Origin of the sequence: Pantoea sp. B623, from assembly GCF_024814475.1 — a bacterium.
GTDB lineage: Bacteria > Pseudomonadota > Gammaproteobacteria > Enterobacterales > Enterobacteriaceae > Pantoea > Pantoea ananatis.
The window spans coordinates 3,498,208-3,520,180 of record NZ_JANUXM010000004.1; the positions used below are offsets into that span (position 1 = coordinate 3,498,208).

Genomic DNA, 21,973 nt, shown 5'->3' on the forward strand with positions numbered 1-21,973 from the left:
GGCTATCCGCCCATCGCCACGGACTGAGACAGGCCAGCTATCTTGTCAGGGCGGAACCCACTCCAGTGATCGTCACGCGTCATGACGACCGGTACCTGGCGGTAACCCAAGGCCTTGAGGTTATCGATGGCCTCCGGTTGCGTATCCAGGTTGATGAGGTGGTAGTCGATGCCCTGACGATCCAGTGCATTTTTCGTGGCATTACACTGGACACAGTTGTTTTTAGTGTAAATAATAATGCGCATGATTCGTATTCCTCTTTCATTGCGGTGCCGCTGCGGATAACGAAGTTTTTTTCCATGAATCAGGCTTCGTCCTTGCAAACATCTTGTGGTGTGACAATGAAATGAATACTAGATGTAGCGTTAATTGCGGTCAAGCGTACTATATATGGGGTTAATGGCCCCGGATGCGGCAAGCCAGTGGCGACGCGCCCTGCCACGTGAAAAAATATTTTGTAAAGCCAGTTGCGCAAAAAACAGGCATAAAAAAAGCCCCGCTCATTGAGCGAGGCTGATGATAACGGCAGGGCAGGGATTAGCGGCGGGACACTAACAGCGCGCCCAGCACAATCCCGACCGCAGCGCCGATGCCGACACCGTACCAGGGTTTATCATGCACATAGGCATCAACCTGATAGCCGGCATCGCGGGCGGCCTGCGAAACACGATTGCCGCCACCGTTTAATTTCGCACGGGTTTGCTTCAGCAGCGCTTCCGCCTGGCTGCGGGCTGAATTAACCTCATCCTTCGCTTCGCTGCCGTAAGATTTCAGCAACGCTTCAAGTGAATCAGCCAGCTCGTTCACATCCTGATTGATATCAATGTCATCGTTTTTTTGCGTTCGATTAAACATTTTTGGCTCCCTTGTCATTAACACGTAATACTCAATGTAGACCACGTTTGACTTAACGAGGCGCGGGATGGCCCTTTAGGGAAAATTCCGAATGCCCGTGTAGCCACGCTGATGTAAGGTTGCGTGGCTTTTGAAGAGGAGAAGATCAAGCATGTATTTACGACCAGATGAGGTAGCGCGCGTACTGGAAAAAGTAGGCTTTGAAGTCGATGAGATTACACCACGCGCTTATGGCTACCGTCGTGGCGACAACTATGTTTATGTTAACCGCGAAGCGCGTATGGGGCGCACGGCGCTGATCATTCACCCAACGTTGAAAGAAAAAAGTCAGCCTTTTGCCGAACCGGCGTCAGAAATGAAAACCTGTGATCACTACACGCAGTTCCCTCTCTACCTAGCGGGTGATTCGCAGGAACATTATGGTATTCCACACGGTTTCAGTTCCCGCATGGCGCTTGAACGCTATATACAGAGCGTGTTCGGCTAGCGCATCCCGCCCCGTTAACGCGGGGCAACGATCCCTTCCCGTCGATGCCTGACCGTTTCGCCCGTTGCATTTCGGCGCCGTAATGCGTATAAATCTGCTGCATATAGATGTTTAGACGTCCATACGGATGGGATATATGAGCGAGCAGACGACTTCTTCGCAGGATCAATTTAAGCGAACCATGAAAGTTCGCCACCTGGTGATGCTATCGCTGGGCGGCGTCATCGGGACCGGCCTGTTTTTTAATACCGGCTACATTATTTCCACCACCGGGGCCGCAGGCACGCTGCTGGCTTATCTGATTGGTGCGCTGGTGGTATGGCTTGTGATGGCCTGCCTGGGTGAGCTGTCGGTCGCCATGCCTGAAACGGGGGCATTTCACGTCTATGCCGCTCGCTATCTGAGCCCGGCCACGGGCTATACCGTCGCCTGGCTGTACTGGCTGACTTGGACCGTCGCGTTGGGCTCCAGCCTGACGGCGGCAGGGTTCTGCATGCAGTACTGGTTTCCACATGTGCCGGTCTGGCTATGGTGCCTGGTCTTCTGCATCGCCATCTATCTGCTCAACGTGATTTCCACCCGTTTCTTTGCCGAAGGGGAATTCTGGTTTTCCATCATCAAGGTCATCACGATTGTCGCCTTTATCGTCCTGGGCGGCGCGGCCATGTTTGGCTTTATCCCGATGAAAGACGGCACGCCCGCGCCGGGTTTGAGCAATATCACCGCACACGGCTGGCTACCTAATGGTGTATTACCGATTCTGATGACGATGGTCGCGGTGAACTTTGCCTTTTCCGGCACCGAGCTAATTGGCATTGCCGCAGGCGAAACCGAAAACCCGCAAAAAGTCGTGCCGCTGGCCATTCGCACTACCGTCGCGCGCCTGATCCTGTTCTTTGTCGGCACCGTTTTCGTGCTGGCCGCCTTAATTCCAATGGACCAGGCCGGCATCGTTAAAAGTCCCTTTGTGCTGGTATTTGAGAAGATCGGCATTCCCTGGGCGGCAGATATCATTAACTTTGTGATACTCACGGCCATCCTGTCTGCGGCGAACTCGGGTCTGTATGCCTCAGGCCGCATGCTGTGGTCGCTGGCCAATGAGAACACGCTGCCGCGCGCCTTCGCCCGGGTCAACAAACGCGGGGTACCGCTGCTGGCGATAACGGTCAGTATGATCGGCGGCCTGTTGGCGCTGTTCTCCAGCGTGGTCGCGCCGGATACCGTATTTGTGGCGCTGTCTGCTATCTCTGGCTTTGCCGTGGTGGTCGTGTGGTTGAGCATCTGCGCGTCGCACTACGTTTTTCGTCGTCGTCATGTGCAACAGGGTAAATCGCTGCAGGAACTGGTTTATCGCGCGCCGCTGTATCCGCTCACTCCCATCCTGGGCTTCCTGCTTTGCCTGCTGGCCTGTGTGGGGCTGGCTTTCGATCCCTCGCAGCGTATTGCCCTGTGGTGCGGAATTCCGTTTGTGCTGTTTTGCTATGGCGCTTACCATGTCACGCACAAAAAAACACAGGCTAAGGAGGCCAGGGATGTCGCATAATCCTGTTTCGCGCGCATTACAACAGTCTGCCCCGCTAATTCTTGACGGCGCGCTGGCGACCGAGCTTGAGGCACGTGGTTGCGATCTGGCGGATGCGTTATGGTCCGCTAAAGTGCTGGTGGAGAACCCTGAGCTGATTTACCAGGTGCACTACGACTATTTTGCTGCCGGCGCGCGCTGCGCCATTACTGCCAGCTATCAGGCAACGCCGCAGGGCTTTGCGGCGCGGGGCCTCAACGAAACGCAGTCTCTGGCGCTGATCGCGCAAAGCGTCGAACTGGCTAAACGTGCCCGCGCAGATTATCTGGCGACGCAGGCCGAAGCAAAGATCCTGCTGGTGGCGGGATCGGTCGGACCTTACGGCGCGTTTCTGGCCGATGGATCGGAATACCGGGGGGATTACGCGCTGCCAGAGACTGAAATGATGGCGTTCCATCGCCCACGGATCAACGCATTACTGACGGCGGGCGTGGATGTACTGGCCTGCGAAACGCTGCCCTCCTTTGCAGAAGCCCAGGCGCTGGTTGCCCTGTTAGGCGAATTCCCTGACAGCCGCGCCTGGTTCTCGTTCACGCTGCGTGATGCCGAACACATCAGCGACGGTACGCCGCTGCGTGAGGTGGCGGCTTACCTCAATGCGCAACCGCAGGTGGTGGCATTAGGAATCAACTGTATTGCGCTGGAAAGCGTTACGCCGGCCCTGCAGCAGCTCCAGCGCCTGACGGACAAACCGCTGGTGGTCTATCCCAACTCGGGCGAGCAGTACGACGCCAGCAGCAAAACCTGGCACTCTGCGCCCTCTGGCTGCACCTTGCATGACAAGTTTAGCGAGTGGCAGCAGGCCGGAGCCCGGCTCATTGGCGGCTGCTGCCGCACCTCCCCCAAAGACATCGCGGCTATTGCCCGGCATTGTCAACCGCAATAAAGCGGCAGAATCGGGCGATGATAGCCCGATTGAGACAGATGAAAAGGTGGGAAGGGCGGTTTACACTGTGCTTCCTGACTTTTATCGGATCCTTCCATGAAACAGCACATTCTGGCGCTTGCCGCCGCGATGCTTCTGAGCGGCTGCGCCACCATTGTTGGCACTGAAACTCAATCGGTTCTGATCGATTCACAGCCGCCGGGCGCGCGTTTTACCGTGCAGGATGAAAACGGCCGCCCGGTTGCGGAAGGATACACGCCGAAAACCGTCGTCCTGGAGAAATCCAACCACCGCTACTTTGGCAAAAAACACTATCTGCTGATGCTGGAAAGTCCGGGCTATGTGCCAGTAACGGTGCCAATTGAGGCCCGCGCCAACCTCTGGTATCTGCTGGGAAATATTCCCCTGCTGGGTTTACCCGGTTGGTTACTGGTGGATCCGTTCTATGGCGGCATGTACAACCTCGAGCCAGAGCATCCCAGCCCTTACATGAATCCGGTCGGCGCGCGCGGCTGATTACTGGGCAGTGGGTTTGACCATGCTGCCCTGGGTTTTATGCCGTTCCAGATACTGATGCTGGAAAATGCACATACGGATCGTATTGCGGTACTCGCCATTGATAAAGAATTCGTGTTTTAGCACGCCTTCGATCTCAAAACCGAGTTTGCTGTAGATATGGATCGCTTTCTCATTTTCCTGATCGACAATCAGGTACAGCTTGTACAGGTTGAGGACTGAGAAACCGTAATCCATCGCCAGTCGGGCGGCCTGGGTTGCCAGGCCTTTGCCCTGATGGGTCGGATCGATGATGATCTGAAACTCAGCGCGGCGATGGACATGGTTAATTTCGACCAGTTCCACCATTCCCGCTTTTTGCCCCTCATGTTCCACCACGAAACGTCGCTCGGTCTGATCGTGAATGTGTTTGTCGTAGAGATCGGACAGCTCAACAAAAGCCTCATACGGCTCTTCGAACCAGTAGCGCATGACGCTGGCATTGTTATCAAGCTGGTGCACAAAGTGCAGATCTTCTCTTTCCAGCGGGCGGAGTCTGATGGTCATTATCTTTCCTTACTTAGGCTGGAGCGGCAATGTGCTCAACGATCCGCCCCTGCGCCATGCGTACGGCACGGTCACACATATGGTCAATCACGTCAGGATCATGACTCACCAGAACCATGGTCAGGCCATCCTGACGCTTGAGATCGTTAAGCAGATTGAGGATTTCAGCCTGTATTGACATATCCAGTGCTGATGTCGGCTCATCCAGCAGCAGTATTTTGGGCTGCAGCAACAGAGCGCGAACAATCGCCACGCGCTGACGCTGGCCGCCGGACAGCTGATGAGGATAACGATCGGCTAACGACGGGTCCAGCCCGACATGGCGAAATCTGTCATCAATACGATCGTCAATGTTATCCTGCTTAAGCAGCCTGAGCGGCTCAGCCAGCGTGCGGCGCAAACGGTGGCGCGGATGCAGGGAAGCATAAGGGTCTTGAAACACCATTTGCACGTCCTGGCGCAGCGCACCGGTAAAGGTTTTGCCTGGCTGCACCGGATGCCCGGCCAGCTGCATCTCGCCCTGCCAGTGGGGATTCAGTCCAGCCATAACCCACAGCAGCGACGATTTACCACAGCCGGACGGGCCGACCAGGCCAAAGCACTCACTGGCGTTCACCTGAAGATTCACGTCGTGCACCACCGTGCGGAGATCGTAACCCTGCTTGTGTGACACACTGAGGTTATGCAAATTAATCATTGTGGTTGGCCTCCAGCGCCGCGCGGTCCAGAACCGGCAGCGGTTGTCCATGTGTTGCTTTACTGGGACGGCATGACCACAGCGTGCGGGTGTAGGGATGCGTGGCCTGAGGCAGATCGGCGGCCGGCAGCGTATCCAGCACCCGGCCTTTGTACATCACCATAACCCGCTCGCAGTGTTCCGAGACCTGTTGCAGGTCGTGGCTAATCAGCAGCAGGCCCATGTTGCGTGACTCAACCAGTTGGCGGATCAGCGACAGCACCTGATCGCGCATGGCGTGATCCAGCGCGGAGGTCGGCTCATCCGCAATCAAAAAAGCCGGATCGGTAATCAGGGCGATCGCCAGCATCACGCGCTGGCCCATACCGCCCGAAAGCTGATGCGGATAGAACTGCATCAGGGCTCGCGGATCGGGCAGGCCCACCGCGTCCAGCATATCGCAGACTTTTTCTTTTCGTTCCGCCCGACTCAGGCGGCGATGCAGAATCAGCGGTTCTTCAACCTGCCAGCCGATCGTCCGCGCCGGGTTCAGCGCATACTTGGGATCCTGCATCACCATGGCCACGCGATCGCCACGAAGCTTACTCCAGCTGCGTTCGTTCAGGGTCAGGGCATTTTCACCGGCGACCTGGAGCTGGGTAGCCTGCAGATGCAGTGACGGAGACAGCAGTCCCATCAGGGTTCGTGCAGTAAGGGATTTGCCAGAGCCGGATTCGCCGACCAGCGCCACGCGCTCACGCCCGATAGAAAAGCTAATGTTATCGACCAGCGTCGCGTCGTCGCTGCGGATGCTGAGCGACTCTACCAGAATGTTATTTTGCATGTCGGGTATCCAGTCGGTCACGCAGGCCATCGCCTGTCAGGTTAAAGGCCAGGCTGGCAAACAGAATGGCCGCGCCGGGTGCAGCAGCGACCCACCACTGGTCAAATATGACCTTACTGCCTTCTGCCACCATTGAACCCCACTCGGCGGTCGGCGGTTGCACGCCCATGCCAAGGAAGCCCAGTCCGGCGGCCGCCAGAATAATCCCACCCAGGCTGAGAGCGGCGCGCACCACCGCGGTGGGCAGGCACAGCGGCAGAATATGGCCGAACATCAGGCGAAAACCGGTAATCCCCTGCATTCGGGCCGCCGCCAGATAGTCGCTGCGGCGCAGCGCCAGGGTTTCGGCTCGTGCCTGGCGGGCAAACGGAGGCCAACTGGTCAGCGCCAGAGCCAGCGCGCCGTTCATCAGTCCCGGTCCCATCATTGCGACCAGCGCCAGCGCAATCACCAGGTTAGGCAGCGACAGAAAAATATCCGTAATGCGCATTAATACGCGCTCGGTCCAGCCGCCCGCGTAACCCGCGGTGATCCCCACCAACAGGCCAACCGGAATGGTCAGAACCAGGATCAGCGAAACCAGCAGCAGCGTAGGGCGCGCGCCATAAATCACTCGGGAGAGTAAATCGCGACCAAATCCATCGGTGCCGAACCAGTGTGCAGCCGAAGGGGGCAGCAACCGGCTGGCGATGGTTTGCAGATTCGGATCGTAGGGGGCAATAAGCGGGGCCAGAACTGCCATCAGAATCAAAATCGTCACCAGCGTCAATCCAATGGTTAACGAGGTTATGCGGCGACGGCGGCGACGGGGTCGCACCGTTTCAAGTTCAGTGAGTTGTTGCGTCATCGTGTTCTCGGGTCGGTTAACCAGGTGAGGGCATCCGCCAGCGCGTTAATCAGGATAAAGCAGCCGCCGATCAGTAAGGTGGCGCCTAAAATCGCCGGCACATCGCCAGAGAAAAGCGCATTGGTCATGTAGCGCCCCACGCCGGGCCAGGCAAATACGGTTTCCGTCAGGACCGAGCCTTCCAGCAAGGTCGCGTAAGAGAGCGCAATCACGGTAATCAGGGTGCCGAGCACGTTGGGGAAAATATGGCGCAACAGAATGCGCCCCCGTCCCGCGCCTTTGGCTCGTGCCAGCACCACATACTCTTTGCTGCTCTCTTCCAGCAGCGCCGCACGCAGCAGGCGGGTAATGCCTGCCATCGCCAGCAGGCCCAGGATCACCACCGGTAACCATAAGTGCGCCACCGCATTCCAGAATATTTCCCGGTCACCCGACAGCCAGCTGTCAATCAGCACGAAGCCGGTTTTCGGCTCCAGCGTATAGGCCCAGATATCATCCAGCCGCCCCGGTCCGGCAGACCAGTGCAGAACCGCATAAAACAGCAACAGGCCCAGCAGGCCCAGCCAGAAAACCGGCACAGAGTAGCCCAGCAGGGAGATAAAGCGGGCGACGTTATCAATCCAGCTGCCGGGTTTCCACGCGGCAATCAGTGCCAGTGAAACGCCAAAGATGACGGCAAAAATCATCGCGCAGGTCGCCAGCTCAATGGTGGCCGGAAACGTCTGAAGCAGGTCGCTGCTCACCGGCTGGTTGGTCAGGCGGGATACGCCGAGATCGCCGCGCAGCAGGTGTTCAATGTAGTGCCAGAACTGCATCAGTACCGGCTGATCTAATCCCAGATCGTGACGCACCTGCGCATAGGTCGCTTCGCTGGCATGATCGCCAGCGATTTGCTGTACCGGATCGATAGGGGACAGATGCGACAGCATAAAAGTGAACGCCAGCAAACCCAGCAGGGTGATCGCCAGCGACAGCAAGCCTGATGAAAGGCGGCCAACGCGCCGCCAGACATGCCGGGCGGGCCCGGCAGAAGAGGCAGACTGTGCCATTACTTCGTTACCTGCGAGTAGTAAACCATGTCCGGGTTGATGCCCTGAACATAGCCCTTGAGGTTATCGCGCAGGGCGATGAGGTTTTTCGCCTGCAGGCCAATCACATAAGGCGAGCTTTTCAGCACTTCACGCTGCATGGCCTGATACAGCTCAACGCGTTTTTTCGGATCGCTTTCAGCCGTTGCCGCCAGCACCTGTTTGTTCAGCTCCGGAATGTGCCAGTCGGAACGGTAAGCAATCGTCTTGCTGCCATCTTCCGGGTTATAGGCAAATGACGCGGCGTTGGTGTTCGGATCAAAGTAGTCTGCGCCCCAGGCGTTGATCGTACCTTCGTAATTATGCGCTTTGACGCGGGTCGAGACTTCAGAGCTCAGTCCCGGTAACACTTCCACTTTCACGCCGCCCTTGGCAAAGCTGCCCTGCAGGGCCTGAGCGATATCCAGGTAGGGAGGCTGATTGCTGGTAGACAGGGTGAAGCTGACGTTAGTCAGGCCGGCCTTTTTCAGAATCGTTTTGGCTTTTTCAGGATCGTAACTGTAGGGGTTGTCGTTTAATGCACCCAGAAAACCTTTCGGCAGAAACGTCTGGTGCACATCGAACTGGCCTTTCAGCAGCTGTCCGGCAATGCCCTTGTAGTCAAACAGGTAGCGCGCGGCTTCCCAGAAGGCCGGATTTTTTAAGGCGGCGTTGTTTTTGTTGCCGATGTTGAACTGAATGTAATACAGCGAGGCCATCGGAATGGCTTCGGTTTTCACACCGCTTTTGCCCTGCAGCGAGGCGATCTGATCGGCCCCCAGGTTACGGGCGATGTCTGCATCACCTTGCTCAAGCAGCAGACGGCGGGCCGCGGGTTCCGGCACGTTCTTGATCAGAATATTTTTGATCTTTGGCGCCCCGGCTGGAGAGGTCGGATTGGCGGTCAGGATCACGGCCTGGTGCATCACGACCTTGCGAATCTGATACGGGCCGCTACCGGCGGAGTGCGTGGCCAGCCAGCCGTTCCCCAAATCGCCTTTTTCGGCGTGCGCGCTAACGGTTTTTTCATCGACGATGGAGGACACCGGTGCTGACAGCAGGCTCAGCACATAGGCCGGGCTGACGTCGGCCGTCCAGCTGATTTGCACATGGTCGTCATCGACCTTTTTCAGGAAGCTATCCACATTATCTTTATTCCAGCCGAGCTGGGTAAGAATAAAGGAGGGATCCAGATTCAGTTTCACGACGCGACCCAGCGAGAAGATCACATCTTCCGGACGCAGTGGATTGCCGCTGGAGAATTTAGCGTCTTTACGCAACGCAAATGTCAGGCTGCGATTGTCACTGCCTGGCTGCCAGGACGTTGCCAGCGTGGGTTTTAAATCAATTGGGTTCTGCGGGTCGGACTGGACCAGCCGCTGATAAATATTGGTGAACGCCTGTACGCTGGTGAGTTCAAATCCCTTCGCCGGATCGAAGCTGTCGGCATCATCGGTCGACTGCACCACGACTAACGTATCTTTTGGTGTGGCAGCATTGACGCTAAAGGCGGTGGCCAGTGACAAGGCCAGTAGTGATGGAATTATTTTTTTCATGGAAAATCCTTGCCTGAGAAAGTAACGCGAGTGTACGAAAGGGCTCATGCAAAGAATAGTCCATTATCGGCTAATGATATGCAAAAAAGTTATAACAAATGCAGCCCGGTTATAAGACGCAAACAAAATGGCTGTGCGAAACAGAAACGGTTAATAAACGAGATGGCGATTGAACGGTTATTTTCCTTTACCCGAAGGGCCCGGCGTTTATACTACGTGAAAATATTTGCAGGAGTCATACATTGGACAGTCACCCTAAACGCGATTTAACTCCGGCAAGCTAACTGCATTTCGCTGCTTGCCACACGGCGGGCAGCAATCCCTTCTTTAGATCACGATTGCTCTCCTTGAAATTAACGCTGTAGTCACCGCGAGAGCACGCTATGTTGATGTATATTCTGGCACTTTTTCCTCCGCCTCGACAGGCGTAGCTGCGGGCTGCGCACCCTTTCACTTTCAGCTTTCTTTTGCTTTGCGTTTATTTCGCAAGGCCCGACATCTGTCGGCCTGATATTACGGCCGCAGGGTGGGGAAAATAACTTTTTCTATGAGACGGGCTGATTCAATAAACCGGTAATCACCGGAAAACCAGGCATGCATTATTTGGCATGCAGGATATCTGTTGCTTTAAATCAGGGAGATGTCGACATGAGCGACATGAAACTCGAACAAGCCGCGATGGCTTACCATGCGCATCGTGCAGCAAAAAAATCAAACACCCCTTATGCCATTGAACGTGAAGCACGTTATCGCACCGATGTGACGCTGACGAATCTGCACAGCAGCTTTGAGGGGCTGACCCATGCGGAAGCCAGCGCACGGCTCAATGACTATGGTCGTAATGAAGTCATGCATGAGAAGGCGCCCTCTGCGTTTATCCAGCTGATTACGGCATTCAATAATCCGTTTATTTATGTGCTGATGGTTCTGGCACTGGTGAGCTTTATAACGGATTACTGGCTGCCGTTGCGGGCTGGTCAGGACACCGATCTCTCGGGCGTGACGATTATTCTTACCATGGTAACGCTGAGCGGGCTGCTGCGTTTCTGGCAGGAGTTTCGCACCAATCGTGCCGCTCAGGCGCTGAAATCTCTGGTGCGCACTCAGGTGACCGTGCTGCGTCGTGAAGAGGGCTGTGCGATCTCCCGGCGCTATGATATCGATATGCGCGAACTGGTGCCGGGGGATGTCATTTTACTGAGCGCGGGCGATCTGGTGCCTGCCGATGTGCGCCTGCTGACCTCACGCGATCTGTTCATCAGTCAGGCGATCCTGACCGGGGAATCCCTGCCGGTAGAAAAAAACGATCTCAGCGCAGGCGTGGAGATTGAAGAGCAACCCGGTCGCAGCGTGCTGGAGCTGAAAAACAGCTGCCTGATGGGGACCAATGTTGCCAGCGGCACGGCCAGAGCGTTAGTGGTCGCCACCGGCAGCGAGACCTGGTTTGGTTCGCTAGCGGCCTCTCTGTCCGGCCGCCGTCCACAGACATCGTTTGACCGCGGCGTGAACAGCGTTTCCAGACTCCTCATCCGTTTTATGTTGGTGATGGTGCCGATTGTCTTACTGCTAAATGGCTTTACCAAGGGCGACTGGATGGATGCCATGCTGTTCGCGCTGGCCGTTGCGGTGGGCCTGACACCGGAAATGCTGCCCATGATTGTCAGCGCCAATCTGGCAAAAGGCGCCATTGCGATGTCGCGCCGCAAAGTGATTGTTAAACGCCTGAACGCCATTCAGAACCTGGGAGCAATGGATGTGCTCTGTACTGATAAAACCGGCACGCTGACACAGGACAATATTTTGCTGTCGGCGCATCTCAACGCTAACGATGAAGAGGATGCCCGCGTCCTGCTTCTGGCATGGCTTAACAGCAGCAGCCAGAGCGGTGCGAAAAATTTAATGGATCGCGCCGTGCTGAAGTTTGGTGAGCAAACGCTGTCTAAAGCGCAGTGCAGCCAGTTTCAGAAAGTGGATGAGCTTCCTTTCGACTTCGTTCGTCGTCGTGTCTCGGTCATCGTGGAGGATTTGCAAAGCCACCGCCCGTTGCTGATCTGCAAAGGCGCTGTAGAAGAAATGCTGGCGGCGGCGACCACGCTACGTCAGGGCGATACCACTCTTCCACTGTGCGAGCAAAAGCGCGCAGAGCTGCTCGCGCTGACACGGCATTATAACCAGCAGGGTTTTCGTGTGTTGCTGGTGGCCACGCGTGAGCACGGGATATCGGTGCCGCTCAGCCGTGAAGATGAGTGCGAATTAACGATTGAAGGCCTGCTGACATTCCTTGATCCGCCTAAAGAGAGCGCGGGCAAGGCGATACAGGCACTGAAAGACAGCGGAATTCGCGTTAAAGTGCTGACCGGCGATAATCCCCTTGTGACGATGCGCGTCTGTCAGGAAATCGGGCTGGCTTCAGAAGCCATGCTGACCGGTAATGAAATCGAGGCCATGAGTGACGACGATCTGCGCCGGGACGTCGAGCGCTGCATGATCTTCACCAAACTTACGCCTCAGCAGAAGTCACGCGTGCTTAAACTGCTGCAACAGAATGGACATACCGTTGGCTTTCTTGGCGATGGCATTAATGATGCGCCTGCGCTGCGCGAGGCGGATGTCGGCATTTCGGTCGACAGCGCGACGGATATTGCCAAAGAGTCGTCCGACATTATTTTGCTGGAAAAAGACTTAGCGGTGCTGGGCGAAGGCGTACTAAAAGGGCGTGAGACCTTTGGCAATATCATCAAGTACCTGAACATGACGGCCAGTTCGAATTTCGGCAACGTGTTTTCCGTGCTGATAGCGAGTGCGTTTATTCCTTTTCTGCCCATGCTCTCTGTACAGCTACTGATTCAGAACCTGATGTATGACGTCTCTCAGTTGGCGTTGCCCTGGGATAAAATGGATCGCGAGTTTCTGCGCAAACCGCGTAAATGGGATGCGGGTAACATCAAACGTTTTATGCTGTGGATGGGGCCAACCTCTTCCATTTTCGATGTCACAACCTTTGCGCTGATGTGGTATGTGTTTGGCGCCAACCACGCCGGTGCGCAGTCGCTGTTCCAGTCCGGCTGGTTTGTTGAAGGTTTACTGTCCCAGACGCTGGTGGTGCACATGTTACGGACGCAGAAAATCCCCTTTGTTCAGAGCTGTGCCCGGTTACCAGTGCTGCTGACCACGCTGAGTATTTCCGCCGCCGGTATTCTGCTGCCGTTCTCGTCGCTTGGCGCAATGGTCGGGTTAGTGCCCCTGCCATGGCACTATTTCCCCTGGCTGGTGCTGACGCTATTCAGCTACTGCCTGGTCGCGCAGGGAATGAAAATGTTTTATATCAAACGTTTCGGCCGCTGGTATTAATCCGGCTGCAGGAATAAACCGATAACGTCATAAACGACAGGTGGATGCCGAAACCGCGTTGGCAAGGCATCCACCGCCCGCCGTACTCTCCCCGCATTGCTGCCGATCGCACACTTTGTTTTGGATCAATCCGTCGAAAGTGATGCCATAAATGTAAGCAAGCTACTGGTCATTCCCTCTCTCCCGCCAGATTTCTCTGATACAATTTGCACATTATTCACCGCGCCAGCGTCGGGGGATCTTGAGGTGAGCCGGTATGGGGCAGGCCGCGTTCACTGCCGCGGGTGCAGGTTGTTAACCACCTGAACCTGCGATCACCACGACGAGGGCCGGGTCCTGTCGTAGCGGATTCCGCATTCACCGTTTGTGTGCCTTCGCGAGCCATTGCGCTTTTGTCCCATGCCGATAAGGGTTTGTTGCCACGCATGTGTTGCTTATTGATTAAACACGCAGTTTGTTGCCGGAGAACAGGATGCAACAAACGGAGTATGTGATTGACGATTTGGTGCGGTTTATACCGGCTCAGGGCCTGCTATGCCTGGTGGATTCCAGCGAGACCAGCGTGCCGCTATCGCCTGCCTGCAACCATTTACTGGAAATGTTCCTGAAAAGCGCCGGCGTCGTGCTGGCCCGCGAGCAGATCCTGGATAACTTCTGGCAAGAGACGGGCGCAACGCCTTCTTCCAACAGCCTCAATGCCTACGTTTCCGCCATTCGACGCGGGCTGTCTTCACTGGGCATAGAGCAGGAGGCGATTACCACGGTGTACAAGGTGGGCTTCGTTTTCAATCCCGCCATTCGCATCCAAAAATCGGCCCTCCAGCCCCCAAATCCCGCGGGCGAACCGGCGTCCACTTCCACTTCCACATCCGTTACGCGACGCAGCCCGCGCGCCTACTGGCTGTCTGGCGGTTTTATCTTGCTGTTACTCGGCGTGCTTCTTCTTCCGCTGCTTCTGAAAGAGAAAAGCATCACGCCCGTCAGCGTCGCCCGGCTGGACGGCTGTGACGTCTTTTATCTTCCCGTTCACCCCGGTGAATCGACCTTTCCTGCTGAACGTGTGTGGCACAAGCTGATTGCAGACAGCGGAATGGCGTGTCAGAAGGGCGGTCGGTATATGTTTTATGTGGACAGAAATGTCACGGCAGGCCACAGCGGCAACGTCTATGTCTCCTACTGCGTGAGAACGAAAGACGAAAAAATAGCGTGCTCAAATTATACCGAGCTGGGATGGAGGCCAGATAATGATAAACCCTAAACGACGCCTCGCCTTATTGCTGTGCCTCATCATTGCCCTGGCGGGCGTGGTCATTTATGCCAGCTATTATTACGTGCGATCGCACAGTGACATGTTTGAATTTACCTGCGCGGCTAATTTACAGCAGCGCGATGCCGCCACTGACTTTCATCTGGACGCCAGTTTTGTGCTGACGCTGCGTTATTCTGGCGACGCAATGGTCTCCGTTGATGGCATCGTACATAAAAATGGCAAGGATTACGTATTAAGGCGTAATGCCGAATTCCACTATTCACCTTATATTCAGTCTCTGTATAAACTCAATCATTTCACCCTTCATCCGGGTCTGCGGGATAATGTTCCTGACAGCGTATTGAATACCAACTTCTCCTATCTTTATATCAGCAAAATAACCGGTATGAACGATGCCGTACTTATCGGTAGCCGTGTATTGCCACTGATTGTCTGTCATACCCGCTAACGGATTGACCGGGCGGGCACGAGCTTGCCTGCCGCTCGCCTGTCCTCATTCTTCTTGCCTCACCGCTGCCTTTGTCTGGTTTATTATTTTGTATTTATTTATAAATTCAGAATATTAAATCTAAAAACAAGCGTGGATAAGTGTTTGTGGTTGCCTGAGGGCGGTAATTGTTAAATTGCATCGTCGGTTAAGGTTGCGGTCGGTTGTGGCAGAGAGCCGTCGCCGATACGCGCTTATACAAGCGTTTGATTTCGAAAATGAAGTCGGATTTTTACCTTACGGGGAGCCAGCGATGAAAAATTTAGCTTATAAAATTCAGTGTGAGGCGAAATGGAATCAGCTTCAGGAAACGGAAAAAAAACCAAAAATGAAAGATGTGATGATGTGCCTGATAAAGCGCCAGGCGGAAGGAATCATGACTCGTGATGTCGCGGATGAATGCGATATGTCTATTTATGCTGCGCGAAACTGGTTATTGAAACTGGAAAACAGTGGTTTATTAAAAAAAGAACCCGGGGGTAAATCCTGCAAGTGGTTCATCCTCTGAATTTTAATTATCTTATTTCTGTCGTGATAACAGGCCCAGCCCTGAACGCTACGCTTTTTTTAAGGGACAACACATTATCCGCATGGCAACGGCGTGCATGAAAGGAAAAAGCGCCAGCTTAGTATGGCCTGGGGAAAGGGGAATAGCGCAGCAGCAAGCTGGCTGCCCATGATGAGATTTCGGCCAGCACGGCAAAAACGCCCTCGTCTCAAGCGCGCCGTAGCACGCGACCAGTCTGGCAGCCCGACAAGCAGCCCGTCCTTGCACAGAAAGAGGCCTGAAGGGGCACGACCGAATAAAAGCTGAGAGTAAACACAAACCGGCAGGCAGAACAGGCGATCACAAACGGCTGGCCGGGCGCAGCGGAAACGGTGACATCGCGTTAAACATTTAACGCAGCACTGAATCAGGCATAGTAATGAATATGCTTCTTGCCATGGACGGGCGACGTCTCGATTTTCGTCCTGACCTTGAACACGTCCCACAGAAGCGACTCAGTGAGTATCTCATCAGGCGTTCCCTGCGCAATCAGTTCGCCCTCCAGCATCACAATCAGCCGGTCACAAAACAGCGCCGCATGATTCAGATCGTGGATGGCGACAATGCTGGTGACCGGAAGCTCGCTAATGAGTTTCATCAGCTGGATCTGATGGTGAATATCCAGGTGGTTAGTGGGCTCATCAAGCAGAATTTCATTAGGCGCCTGGGCTAATGCTCTGGCGATGTGTACGCGCTGGCGTTCACCGCCGGACAGACTCTGCCAGCCCTGATCGCAGCGTGAGCACATATCCACCCGCGTCAGCGCGGCTTCCACTATCTCATCATCGTGATGTGTCCAGCTGGAAAAAGGGGAGTGATGCGGGATCCTCCCAAGCTTTACGACGTCACGTACGGTCATATTGGCGCTGGTTAACGCATGTTGCTCAACAAAAGCCACACGGCGGGCAAGCTGCTTTCTGGCAATCAGGGACAGATCCTTGCCATCCAGCATCACCTTGCCCGTGTGTTGCTTACGCAGACCGGCCAGCAGGCGCAGCAGCGACGATTTACCGGATCCGTTGGGCCCCAGTAAGCCCACGGTTTCGCCCGACGAGACCGCCAGGGATACATCGTTAACGATGACTTTTTTTCCTACCCGCCAGGTAAGATTTTCCGCGCTGATGCTCATTATTGCGTCCTGGAGCGATAAATAATAATTGCAAAGAAAGGCACGCCAACCAGCGCGGTCACGACGCCAACCGGCAGGCTCTGCGGCGCAATCAACATACGTGAAGCAATATCCGCCAGGACCATCAGAATCGCGCCCGCGATGGCACAGGCAATCAGTAAGCGGCTGTGTAGCGGGCCGAAAAAGAAGCGCATCACGTGGGGAACGACCAGGCCGACAAACCCGATCGAGCCAGCCATACTGACAATCGTGGCGGTCATCAGGGCGGTTGCCGTGAACAGCACCAGACGCACCACGCCGACCGGAATCCCCAGCGAGGCGGCGGCGTCGTCACCAAAGGTAAATGCGTCCAGCGCGCGGGAATAGTACAGGCAGACCGCTAAACCGATGACCACTATCACCAAAACCAGCTGAAACTCAGGCCAGCGCACGCCGCTAAAGCTACCCAACAACCAGAACATCACGTCACGCGCCTGTTGGGCATTGGCTGAGGTACTGATGGTATAGGCGGTAATCGCATTGAAAAGCTGCGACGCTGCCACGCCCGCCAGAATGGTACGCTCTGTGCCACCGCGTGCGCCATTGGTGAGCAGTGCAACAAAGGCAAAGGCGGCAAAGGCGCCGGTAAAGGCGCCCAGCGACAGGGAAATCGCACCGGCCCCGACGCCCGAGACCACGATCAATACCGCACCCGTCGATGCGCCGGCAGAAACGCCCAGTACGTAAGGTTCGGCAAGGGCATTTTTCAACAGGCTTTGCAGTACAGCACCGCAAATGGCCAGACCGGCACCGCTCAGCGCCGCAACCAGCGCACGGCTTAAACGAAAGTCCCAGATAACGCTTTCGTGAATACGGTTCACGGGCACATCCGTCATACCCAGTTTATTGGTCACGGTGTACACCACGGATTTCAACGGTATCGATAATTCGCCTACGCTGACGCCGAGCGCGATAACCATAAACAGCACGACGATGGCGATGATTGCGACAGCAATAAAACCCATGCCACGTCGTGCCTGAACAACCCCTTCACGCATTAATTCAGGCCCATCTTACGTAACTGTTCGCCAACCTGTTCTGCCCCGTAAAGGGTACGAATCGTCGGGTTCATTGCCTGACCGTCCATCACCACGATATGGCCTTTCTTCACCGCATCCAGCTGGCTGACCGCCGGATCGCTTTTCAGGAACTTAATCTTTTCTTCGGCGTTATCCAGTTTCCAGCGATTACGGTCAAGGCTGGTCACAACGATCACATCCGGATTGGTGGCAATAATGCTTTCCCAGCTCACGGTGGGCCATTCAGTTTCAGTGGTAATCGCATTATGGCCGCCTAACACATTGGCAATAAAACCGGATGCGCCGTTCTTACCGCCGACGTAAGCGTCGGCAGAGGGCGAGGAGCTGGAGAACCAAAACAGGAAGGAGAGATCTTTCTTACCTTTCGGGAAGGCTTTTCTCAGGGCGCTTTCGCGTGCTTTAAAGTCGTTGATCACCTGCTGGCCGCGATCTTCTACGTTAAAGATTTTGGCAAAATCGGCGATCTCTTGATAAACGTAGGACATATTCCACAGCGTGGCACGGCTACCGTAGATATCGCCGGTGTTCTGTTTTGTGGCACACATGCCTGGAGACAGATAGGTGTTGATGCCCACTGACTCAAAGTCTTCACGTTTGGCGACCTTGCTGTTCGGCCCCATCAGCAGCTGGATCTGTGCCGCAACAAAATCGGGGTTCTTCGCCAGAATGGATTCCAGCGTTGGGATCTCGACGGTCAGTACCGGCACTTTGGCATTTTGTTCCGCTAACTGCGGTAAGACTTTGGTCGGCCAGAATGCGCTGGCCACCATTTTGTCCTGCAGTCCCAGCAGCAGCAGAATTTCAGCGGTATTCTGCCCAAGCGCCACCACGCGTTCAGGTGCCTTGGTGAATGTTTCTTTCTGACCACAGTTTTCAATCGTCAGAGGATAGGTGGTTGCCCAGGCGGAACTCGTTGTCAGGAAAATAAAACTTAACAGGCTAAGCATTTTTTTCATTAGTATCTGTCCATTAATAAATGAGACTGCGTGCTTTTAACATTCTGGCGCGGCGGATTTTATCAGACCTAAAATGTAAATAGAAATCATTATTATATGAGTTGGCTTTTAGCTGAAATGTATAAAAATTACTTGAGTGAAAGAAATCAACGTGCCAGCCTGGTCATTATTAAAATAAATAACACTGAGCTAAAACAGATGAGTAAACCCTTCATTACAATTAGAGGCGTAATAGTTAATGTAATGATAGATGAAATAATATTAACCATAGGAAGAGGGTGAAGTACGGCAATGCGCGGTTTAGCGTTCCTGACTGACTGACTGACTGACTGACTGACTGACTGACTGACTGACTGACTGACTGACTGACTGACTGACTGACTGACTGACTGACTGACTGACTGGGTTGCGGGCGCGTTACGCGGGAAGGCGTCTGCGTTGCCCCGGCGCGGCGCGTCGGCAGCGCCAGCGACGTTTTCGGCTAGGGCTGGCGGCTCCATCTCTGCTCCATCATTCACACAAACTCCAGCAATCTATTCTGCTTATCATCCTGCCACTTTCGGGGAGGATAAGATGAAGACGCTGAACTATATCGCTAAATATGTTGAATATAACCTCAAAATCATCAGGTGTTTTTTAATTAGCGACGTACTTTTCCATACGCAACGACTGCGCCCGTTGTTAAACAGAGAGCCGGATCTGATTCATCCTGTCACGTTGAATGAAAAAATGTGCTACAGGCTGCTCTATGACAGGAAGCCGCTTTATACGCTGCTGGCAGATAAGCTCGCTGTCCGTCACTACGTTGCCAGCCGCACGGATGAAGTCACGGTCGCGCCCTTAATTAAGACCTATAAAAGCACCAAAGAGATTGATTTTGCCGCGTTGCCCGATACCTTCGTTTTAAAGTGCAATCACGACAGTGGCAGCACGATAATCTGCAAAGACAAAACGGCGTTCGATAGTCAGTCTGCTTTATTAACGCTGGATTTAGCCCTGAAAAAGAACATGTATTACTGCACGCGAGAGTGGCAATACAAAGACATTACGCCCACCATTCTGTGTGAAGAATATATTGAACTGTTTGAGGGAAGGGACAGAAGCACTACGCCCGAGATGTTGCGTATTCACTGCTTCGACGGCAATGCGAGCATTATCGAAGCCGACTTTACTGATGAACAGGGCAGGGAGTACGTGAATGTGTACAACAGAAAATGGGAACTGCAGCCCTTCCAGATAGCCTATCCCCATCATCCGGCTTTTATACCGGAACCGGCGCTGTTTTATCGCGCCCTCTCTGCTGCGCAGGCGCTGGCAAAAGATATCGACTATTGCCGGGTCGATTTAATGCTGAAGGACGACAGCCTGTACTTCAGCGAGATCACGCTTACGCCACAGCGCGGTAAGCTCAAAATCATTCCCCAGGAATGGGACGCGATACTTGGCGCGATGTGGCAACAGCAGGCGTACCATAAAACCTTCCGCCTGCCTTCAAGCCCAGAGGTGGATTTGCGCTAGTCAGCGTCAGGCCAGCGCAGTAAAAAAAGGGAGCCGCCCTGGGATGATGTGCGGTAACGAATATCGCCCCCGTGAGCCTGCATAATCGCCTTCGCAACGGATAAACCCAGCCCGCATCCCGCCGGGTTTATCGCACGACCTGCGGCGCCGCGTTGAAACGGCTCAAACATATGACGCTGGAAATCGTCGGGCACGCCCGGCCCCGTATCTTCCACCTCAATAAAAAACAGGTTGTCCCGATATCCGCTTCGGACCCTGACGATGCCCGGCGTGGCGTAATTAAGCGCGTTATCAAATAAAATGGTCAGGCACTGGATAATGCGCAGCGGATCACACCGCGTAACGGCATTATTTTGCTCAATGATGAGGTTAAATCCCTGCTCCTGAAACGGGTGACCAAACGATGCGCCAACGTTTTCCAGCACATCGCTCATTGCCACGGCTTTCACATCCAGCGTAAAGGATCCGCCTTCTGCCGCTCCCACGACGCGCAAATCGTCGATAAGCCGTGATAATCCTTCTGTCTGCCGCAGCAGGCTTTTGAACAGCGGCGGATCGGGTTCAAACACCTCTTCAACCAGCCCCTGCAGCCTGCCGCGTAAAATCGTGACCGGCGTTCTGAGTTCATGGGCGATCGCCGCATTCCAGGACTTTCTTTGGTTGTCCAGCGTCTGCAGCTTTTCCGCCATTTCGTTAAAGTCCCTGACTAACGTATTCACCTCCCCTAGGCTGCTCTGACTGTTTGCGGCGCGGGCGCTCAAATCGCCCTGAGAAATCCGGCGCAAACTGGTGGCAACGGAACTCAGGGGATTCAGTATCTTGGAGGAGAGTTTGAAAGCAAACAGTAATGCAATCAGGAAGCTGATTATCGAGCTGATAGCGATCCAGACCCAGTCAAAAACCGTCATGCTTTCACTGTTGCTGGCGGACAAACCGCCGGGGAAGTTTTCAATAATGAAGCTGTAAAACAGATAGGAACCGACCACGGCCACAATAATGATGGTGAACGTCAGGGACAGCATAAACAGAAGAATTTGCCGACTGAGCGCTTTATCTTTATTCACTTCTGTTCACCCAGCCGATAGCCTATCCCACGAATGCTTTCCGGTACGCCGTTTAAGCCACAGCCTTCAAATTTTTTACGCAACTTACTCATGTGGCTGTCTACGGTTCTGTCGAGCGTGTCGCTTTCGGGCAGGCAGGCATTGAGCAGCTCTTCACGGCTGAAGACCTTACGGGGATATTTTGCCATGTGCGTCAGAAGCTTGAATTCTGTGGTGGTCAGCACCGGCGTAAACGTCTGTCCACCGCTGTGGATCTCCACACAGAACTCATCGGTGTAGATGGTCATAAAGCGGGTTCTGATCAGGGATTGAGGGACAGCCTGATTTTTTGCTCTGCGCAGCACGGCCTCAATACGGGCGACCACTTCCGAAGGATTAAAGGGTTTAACGATATAGTCATCGGCACCCAGGCGAAGCCCCATCAGCTTATCAATATCCTGATCCAGCGCGGTCACCATGATCACCGGCGTGTTGCTTTCTTTACGCAACGTTGAAAGCACATTCCAGCCATCGATTAGCGGCAACTGGATATCCAGCAGCACCAGGTCAGGCTGTAAGGTTTTAATTAAGGCCAGAGCGCTTTCCCCCTCTGCCGCATGTACCGCTTTCATTCCGGCGCGTTTGATATAACTCATTAATATATCAGAGATTTCAAAGTCATCCTCAGCCACAAGGATTAGATTGTCGTTGCTCATAACGCCCTCAAAATT

General features: G+C 54.4%; 22 protein-coding genes. 9 read left to right on the forward strand and 13 right to left on the reverse strand.

Annotated features, from left to right (window positions below; genetic code table 11):
- Positions 1 to 2 precede the first annotated feature (2 nt).
- The gene (locus tag NXS97_RS18255) at positions 3 to 245 is read right to left on the reverse strand and encodes a redoxin NrdH (protein ID WP_014605200.1); all 243 of its coding nucleotides are present in this window, start codon (positions 243 to 245) and stop codon (positions 3 to 5) included.
- 292 nt (positions 246 to 537) lie between these two features.
- Entirely contained in the window at positions 538 to 855 is a 318-nt protein-coding gene (locus NXS97_RS18260) for a DUF883 family protein (protein ID WP_014605201.1), read from the reverse strand.
- Positions 856 to 1,006: 151 nt separating this feature from the next.
- Here NXS97_RS18260 and NXS97_RS18265 point away from each other — a divergent pair, with 151 nt between their 5' ends.
- The 4 genes from NXS97_RS18265 to NXS97_RS18280 all read left to right on the forward strand — a co-directional run bounded on the left by NXS97_RS18265 (position 1,007) and on the right by NXS97_RS18280 (position 4,326).
- Entirely contained in the window at positions 1,007 to 1,342 is a 336-nt protein-coding gene (locus NXS97_RS18265) for a DUF2002 family protein (protein ID WP_014605202.1), read from the forward strand.
- A 136-nt stretch (positions 1,343 to 1,478) separates the two neighbouring features.
- Positions 1,479 to 2,885, forward strand: a complete 1,407-nt coding sequence (gene mmuP / locus NXS97_RS18270) for an S-methylmethionine permease (RefSeq protein ID WP_116219795.1) — start codon at positions 1,479 to 1,481, stop codon at positions 2,883 to 2,885.
- Positions 2,875 to 3,810: a homocysteine S-methyltransferase gene (gene mmuM / locus NXS97_RS18275; protein WP_015699657.1), complete on the forward strand. Its 936-nt coding sequence runs from the start codon at positions 2,875 to 2,877 to the stop codon at positions 3,808 to 3,810. Before mmuP ends, mmuM begins: the two co-directional genes overlap by 11 nt.
- Before the next feature lie 96 nt (positions 3,811 to 3,906).
- Entirely contained in the window at positions 3,907 to 4,326 is a 420-nt protein-coding gene (locus tag NXS97_RS18280) for a hypothetical protein (protein WP_015699658.1), read from the forward strand.
- Here the strand turns inward: NXS97_RS18280 and speG are convergent, their stop codons facing one another.
- The 6 genes from speG to NXS97_RS18310 are packed head-to-tail and all read right to left on the reverse strand — an operon-like array spanning position 4,327 to position 9,862.
- A complete protein-coding gene (speG, locus tag NXS97_RS18285; RefSeq protein WP_013026855.1) occupies positions 4,327 to 4,872 on the reverse strand; it encodes a spermidine N1-acetyltransferase in 546 nt (181 codons plus the stop codon).
- A 13-nt stretch (positions 4,873 to 4,885) separates the two neighbouring features.
- A complete protein-coding gene (locus tag NXS97_RS18290) occupies positions 4,886 to 5,569 on the reverse strand; it encodes an ABC transporter ATP-binding protein (protein WP_015699659.1) in 684 nt (227 codons plus the stop codon).
- Positions 5,562 to 6,392, reverse strand: a complete 831-nt coding sequence (locus tag NXS97_RS18295; RefSeq protein ID WP_022623562.1) for an ABC transporter ATP-binding protein — start codon at positions 6,390 to 6,392, stop codon at positions 5,562 to 5,564. The genes NXS97_RS18290 and NXS97_RS18295 overlap by 8 nt, the downstream gene beginning before the upstream one ends.
- Positions 6,382 to 7,239 (reverse strand): ABC transporter permease, encoded by an 858-nt coding sequence (locus tag NXS97_RS18300; RefSeq protein WP_116219796.1) that lies wholly within the window; start codon positions 7,237 to 7,239, stop codon positions 6,382 to 6,384. Before NXS97_RS18300 ends, NXS97_RS18295 begins: the two co-directional genes overlap by 11 nt.
- Positions 7,236 to 8,288, reverse strand: coding sequence for an ABC transporter permease (locus NXS97_RS18305; protein ID WP_013026851.1), 1,053 nt, complete (start codon positions 8,286 to 8,288; stop codon positions 7,236 to 7,238). The genes NXS97_RS18300 and NXS97_RS18305 overlap by 4 nt, the downstream gene beginning before the upstream one ends.
- Positions 8,288 to 9,862, reverse strand: a complete 1,575-nt coding sequence (locus NXS97_RS18310) for an ABC transporter substrate-binding protein (RefSeq protein WP_019106312.1) — start codon at positions 9,860 to 9,862, stop codon at positions 8,288 to 8,290. Before NXS97_RS18310 ends, NXS97_RS18305 begins: the two co-directional genes overlap by 1 nt.
- A gap of 648 nt (positions 9,863 to 10,510) precedes the next feature.
- On the opposite strand from NXS97_RS18310, the gene mgtA reads away from it, so the two are divergent.
- The 4 genes from mgtA to NXS97_RS18330 all read left to right on the forward strand — a co-directional run bounded on the left by mgtA (position 10,511) and on the right by NXS97_RS18330 (position 15,478).
- Positions 10,511 to 13,213, forward strand: coding sequence for a magnesium-translocating P-type ATPase (gene mgtA / locus NXS97_RS18315; RefSeq protein ID WP_259232632.1), 2,703 nt, complete (start codon positions 10,511 to 10,513; stop codon positions 13,211 to 13,213).
- A gap of 472 nt (positions 13,214 to 13,685) precedes the next feature.
- The gene (locus NXS97_RS18320) at positions 13,686 to 14,471 is read left to right on the forward strand and encodes a winged helix-turn-helix domain-containing protein (RefSeq protein WP_072404144.1); all 786 of its coding nucleotides are present in this window, start codon (positions 13,686 to 13,688) and stop codon (positions 14,469 to 14,471) included.
- A complete protein-coding gene (locus NXS97_RS18325; RefSeq protein ID WP_013026847.1) occupies positions 14,458 to 14,931 on the forward strand; it encodes a hypothetical protein in 474 nt (157 codons plus the stop codon). Before NXS97_RS18320 ends, NXS97_RS18325 begins: the two co-directional genes overlap by 14 nt.
- Positions 14,932 to 15,136: 205 nt before the next feature.
- On the forward strand, positions 15,137 to 15,478 hold the full coding sequence (locus NXS97_RS18330; protein WP_258873275.1) for a FaeA/PapI family transcriptional regulator: 342 nt from the start codon (positions 15,137 to 15,139) through the stop codon (positions 15,476 to 15,478).
- Positions 15,479 to 15,884: 406 nt separating this feature from the next.
- Here NXS97_RS18330 and NXS97_RS18335 read toward each other — a convergent pair whose 3' ends face one another.
- The 3 genes from NXS97_RS18335 to NXS97_RS18345 are packed head-to-tail and all read right to left on the reverse strand — an operon-like array spanning position 15,885 to position 18,681.
- Positions 15,885 to 16,646, reverse strand: coding sequence for an ABC transporter ATP-binding protein (locus NXS97_RS18335; RefSeq protein WP_014605212.1), 762 nt, complete (start codon positions 16,644 to 16,646; stop codon positions 15,885 to 15,887).
- The gene (locus NXS97_RS18340) at positions 16,646 to 17,683 is read right to left on the reverse strand and encodes an iron ABC transporter permease (protein ID WP_013026844.1); all 1,038 of its coding nucleotides are present in this window, start codon (positions 17,681 to 17,683) and stop codon (positions 16,646 to 16,648) included. The genes NXS97_RS18335 and NXS97_RS18340 overlap by 1 nt, the downstream gene beginning before the upstream one ends.
- Entirely contained in the window at positions 17,683 to 18,681 is a 999-nt protein-coding gene (locus NXS97_RS18345) for an ABC transporter substrate-binding protein (protein ID WP_013026843.1), read from the reverse strand. Before NXS97_RS18345 ends, NXS97_RS18340 begins: the two co-directional genes overlap by 1 nt.
- A 573-nt stretch (positions 18,682 to 19,254) precedes the next feature.
- Between NXS97_RS18345 and NXS97_RS18350 the strand changes: the two genes are divergently transcribed.
- Positions 19,255 to 20,199 carry an ATP-grasp fold amidoligase family protein gene (locus NXS97_RS18350; RefSeq protein ID WP_029569076.1) on the forward strand — a complete coding sequence of 315 codons (945 nt, stop codon included), beginning with the start codon at positions 19,255 to 19,257 and terminating at the stop codon, positions 20,197 to 20,199.
- Here NXS97_RS18350 and NXS97_RS18355 read toward each other — a convergent pair.
- Complete coding sequence (locus NXS97_RS18355) at positions 20,196 to 21,263, reverse strand: ATP-binding protein (RefSeq protein ID WP_116219800.1); 1,068 nt, start codon at positions 21,261 to 21,263, stop codon at positions 20,196 to 20,198. The genes NXS97_RS18350 and NXS97_RS18355 overlap by 4 nt on opposite strands.
- The gene (locus NXS97_RS18360) at positions 21,260 to 21,958 is read right to left on the reverse strand and encodes a response regulator (protein ID WP_014594389.1); all 699 of its coding nucleotides are present in this window, start codon (positions 21,956 to 21,958) and stop codon (positions 21,260 to 21,262) included. The genes NXS97_RS18355 and NXS97_RS18360 overlap by 4 nt, the downstream gene beginning before the upstream one ends.
- Positions 21,959 to 21,973: the final 15 nt, after the last annotated feature.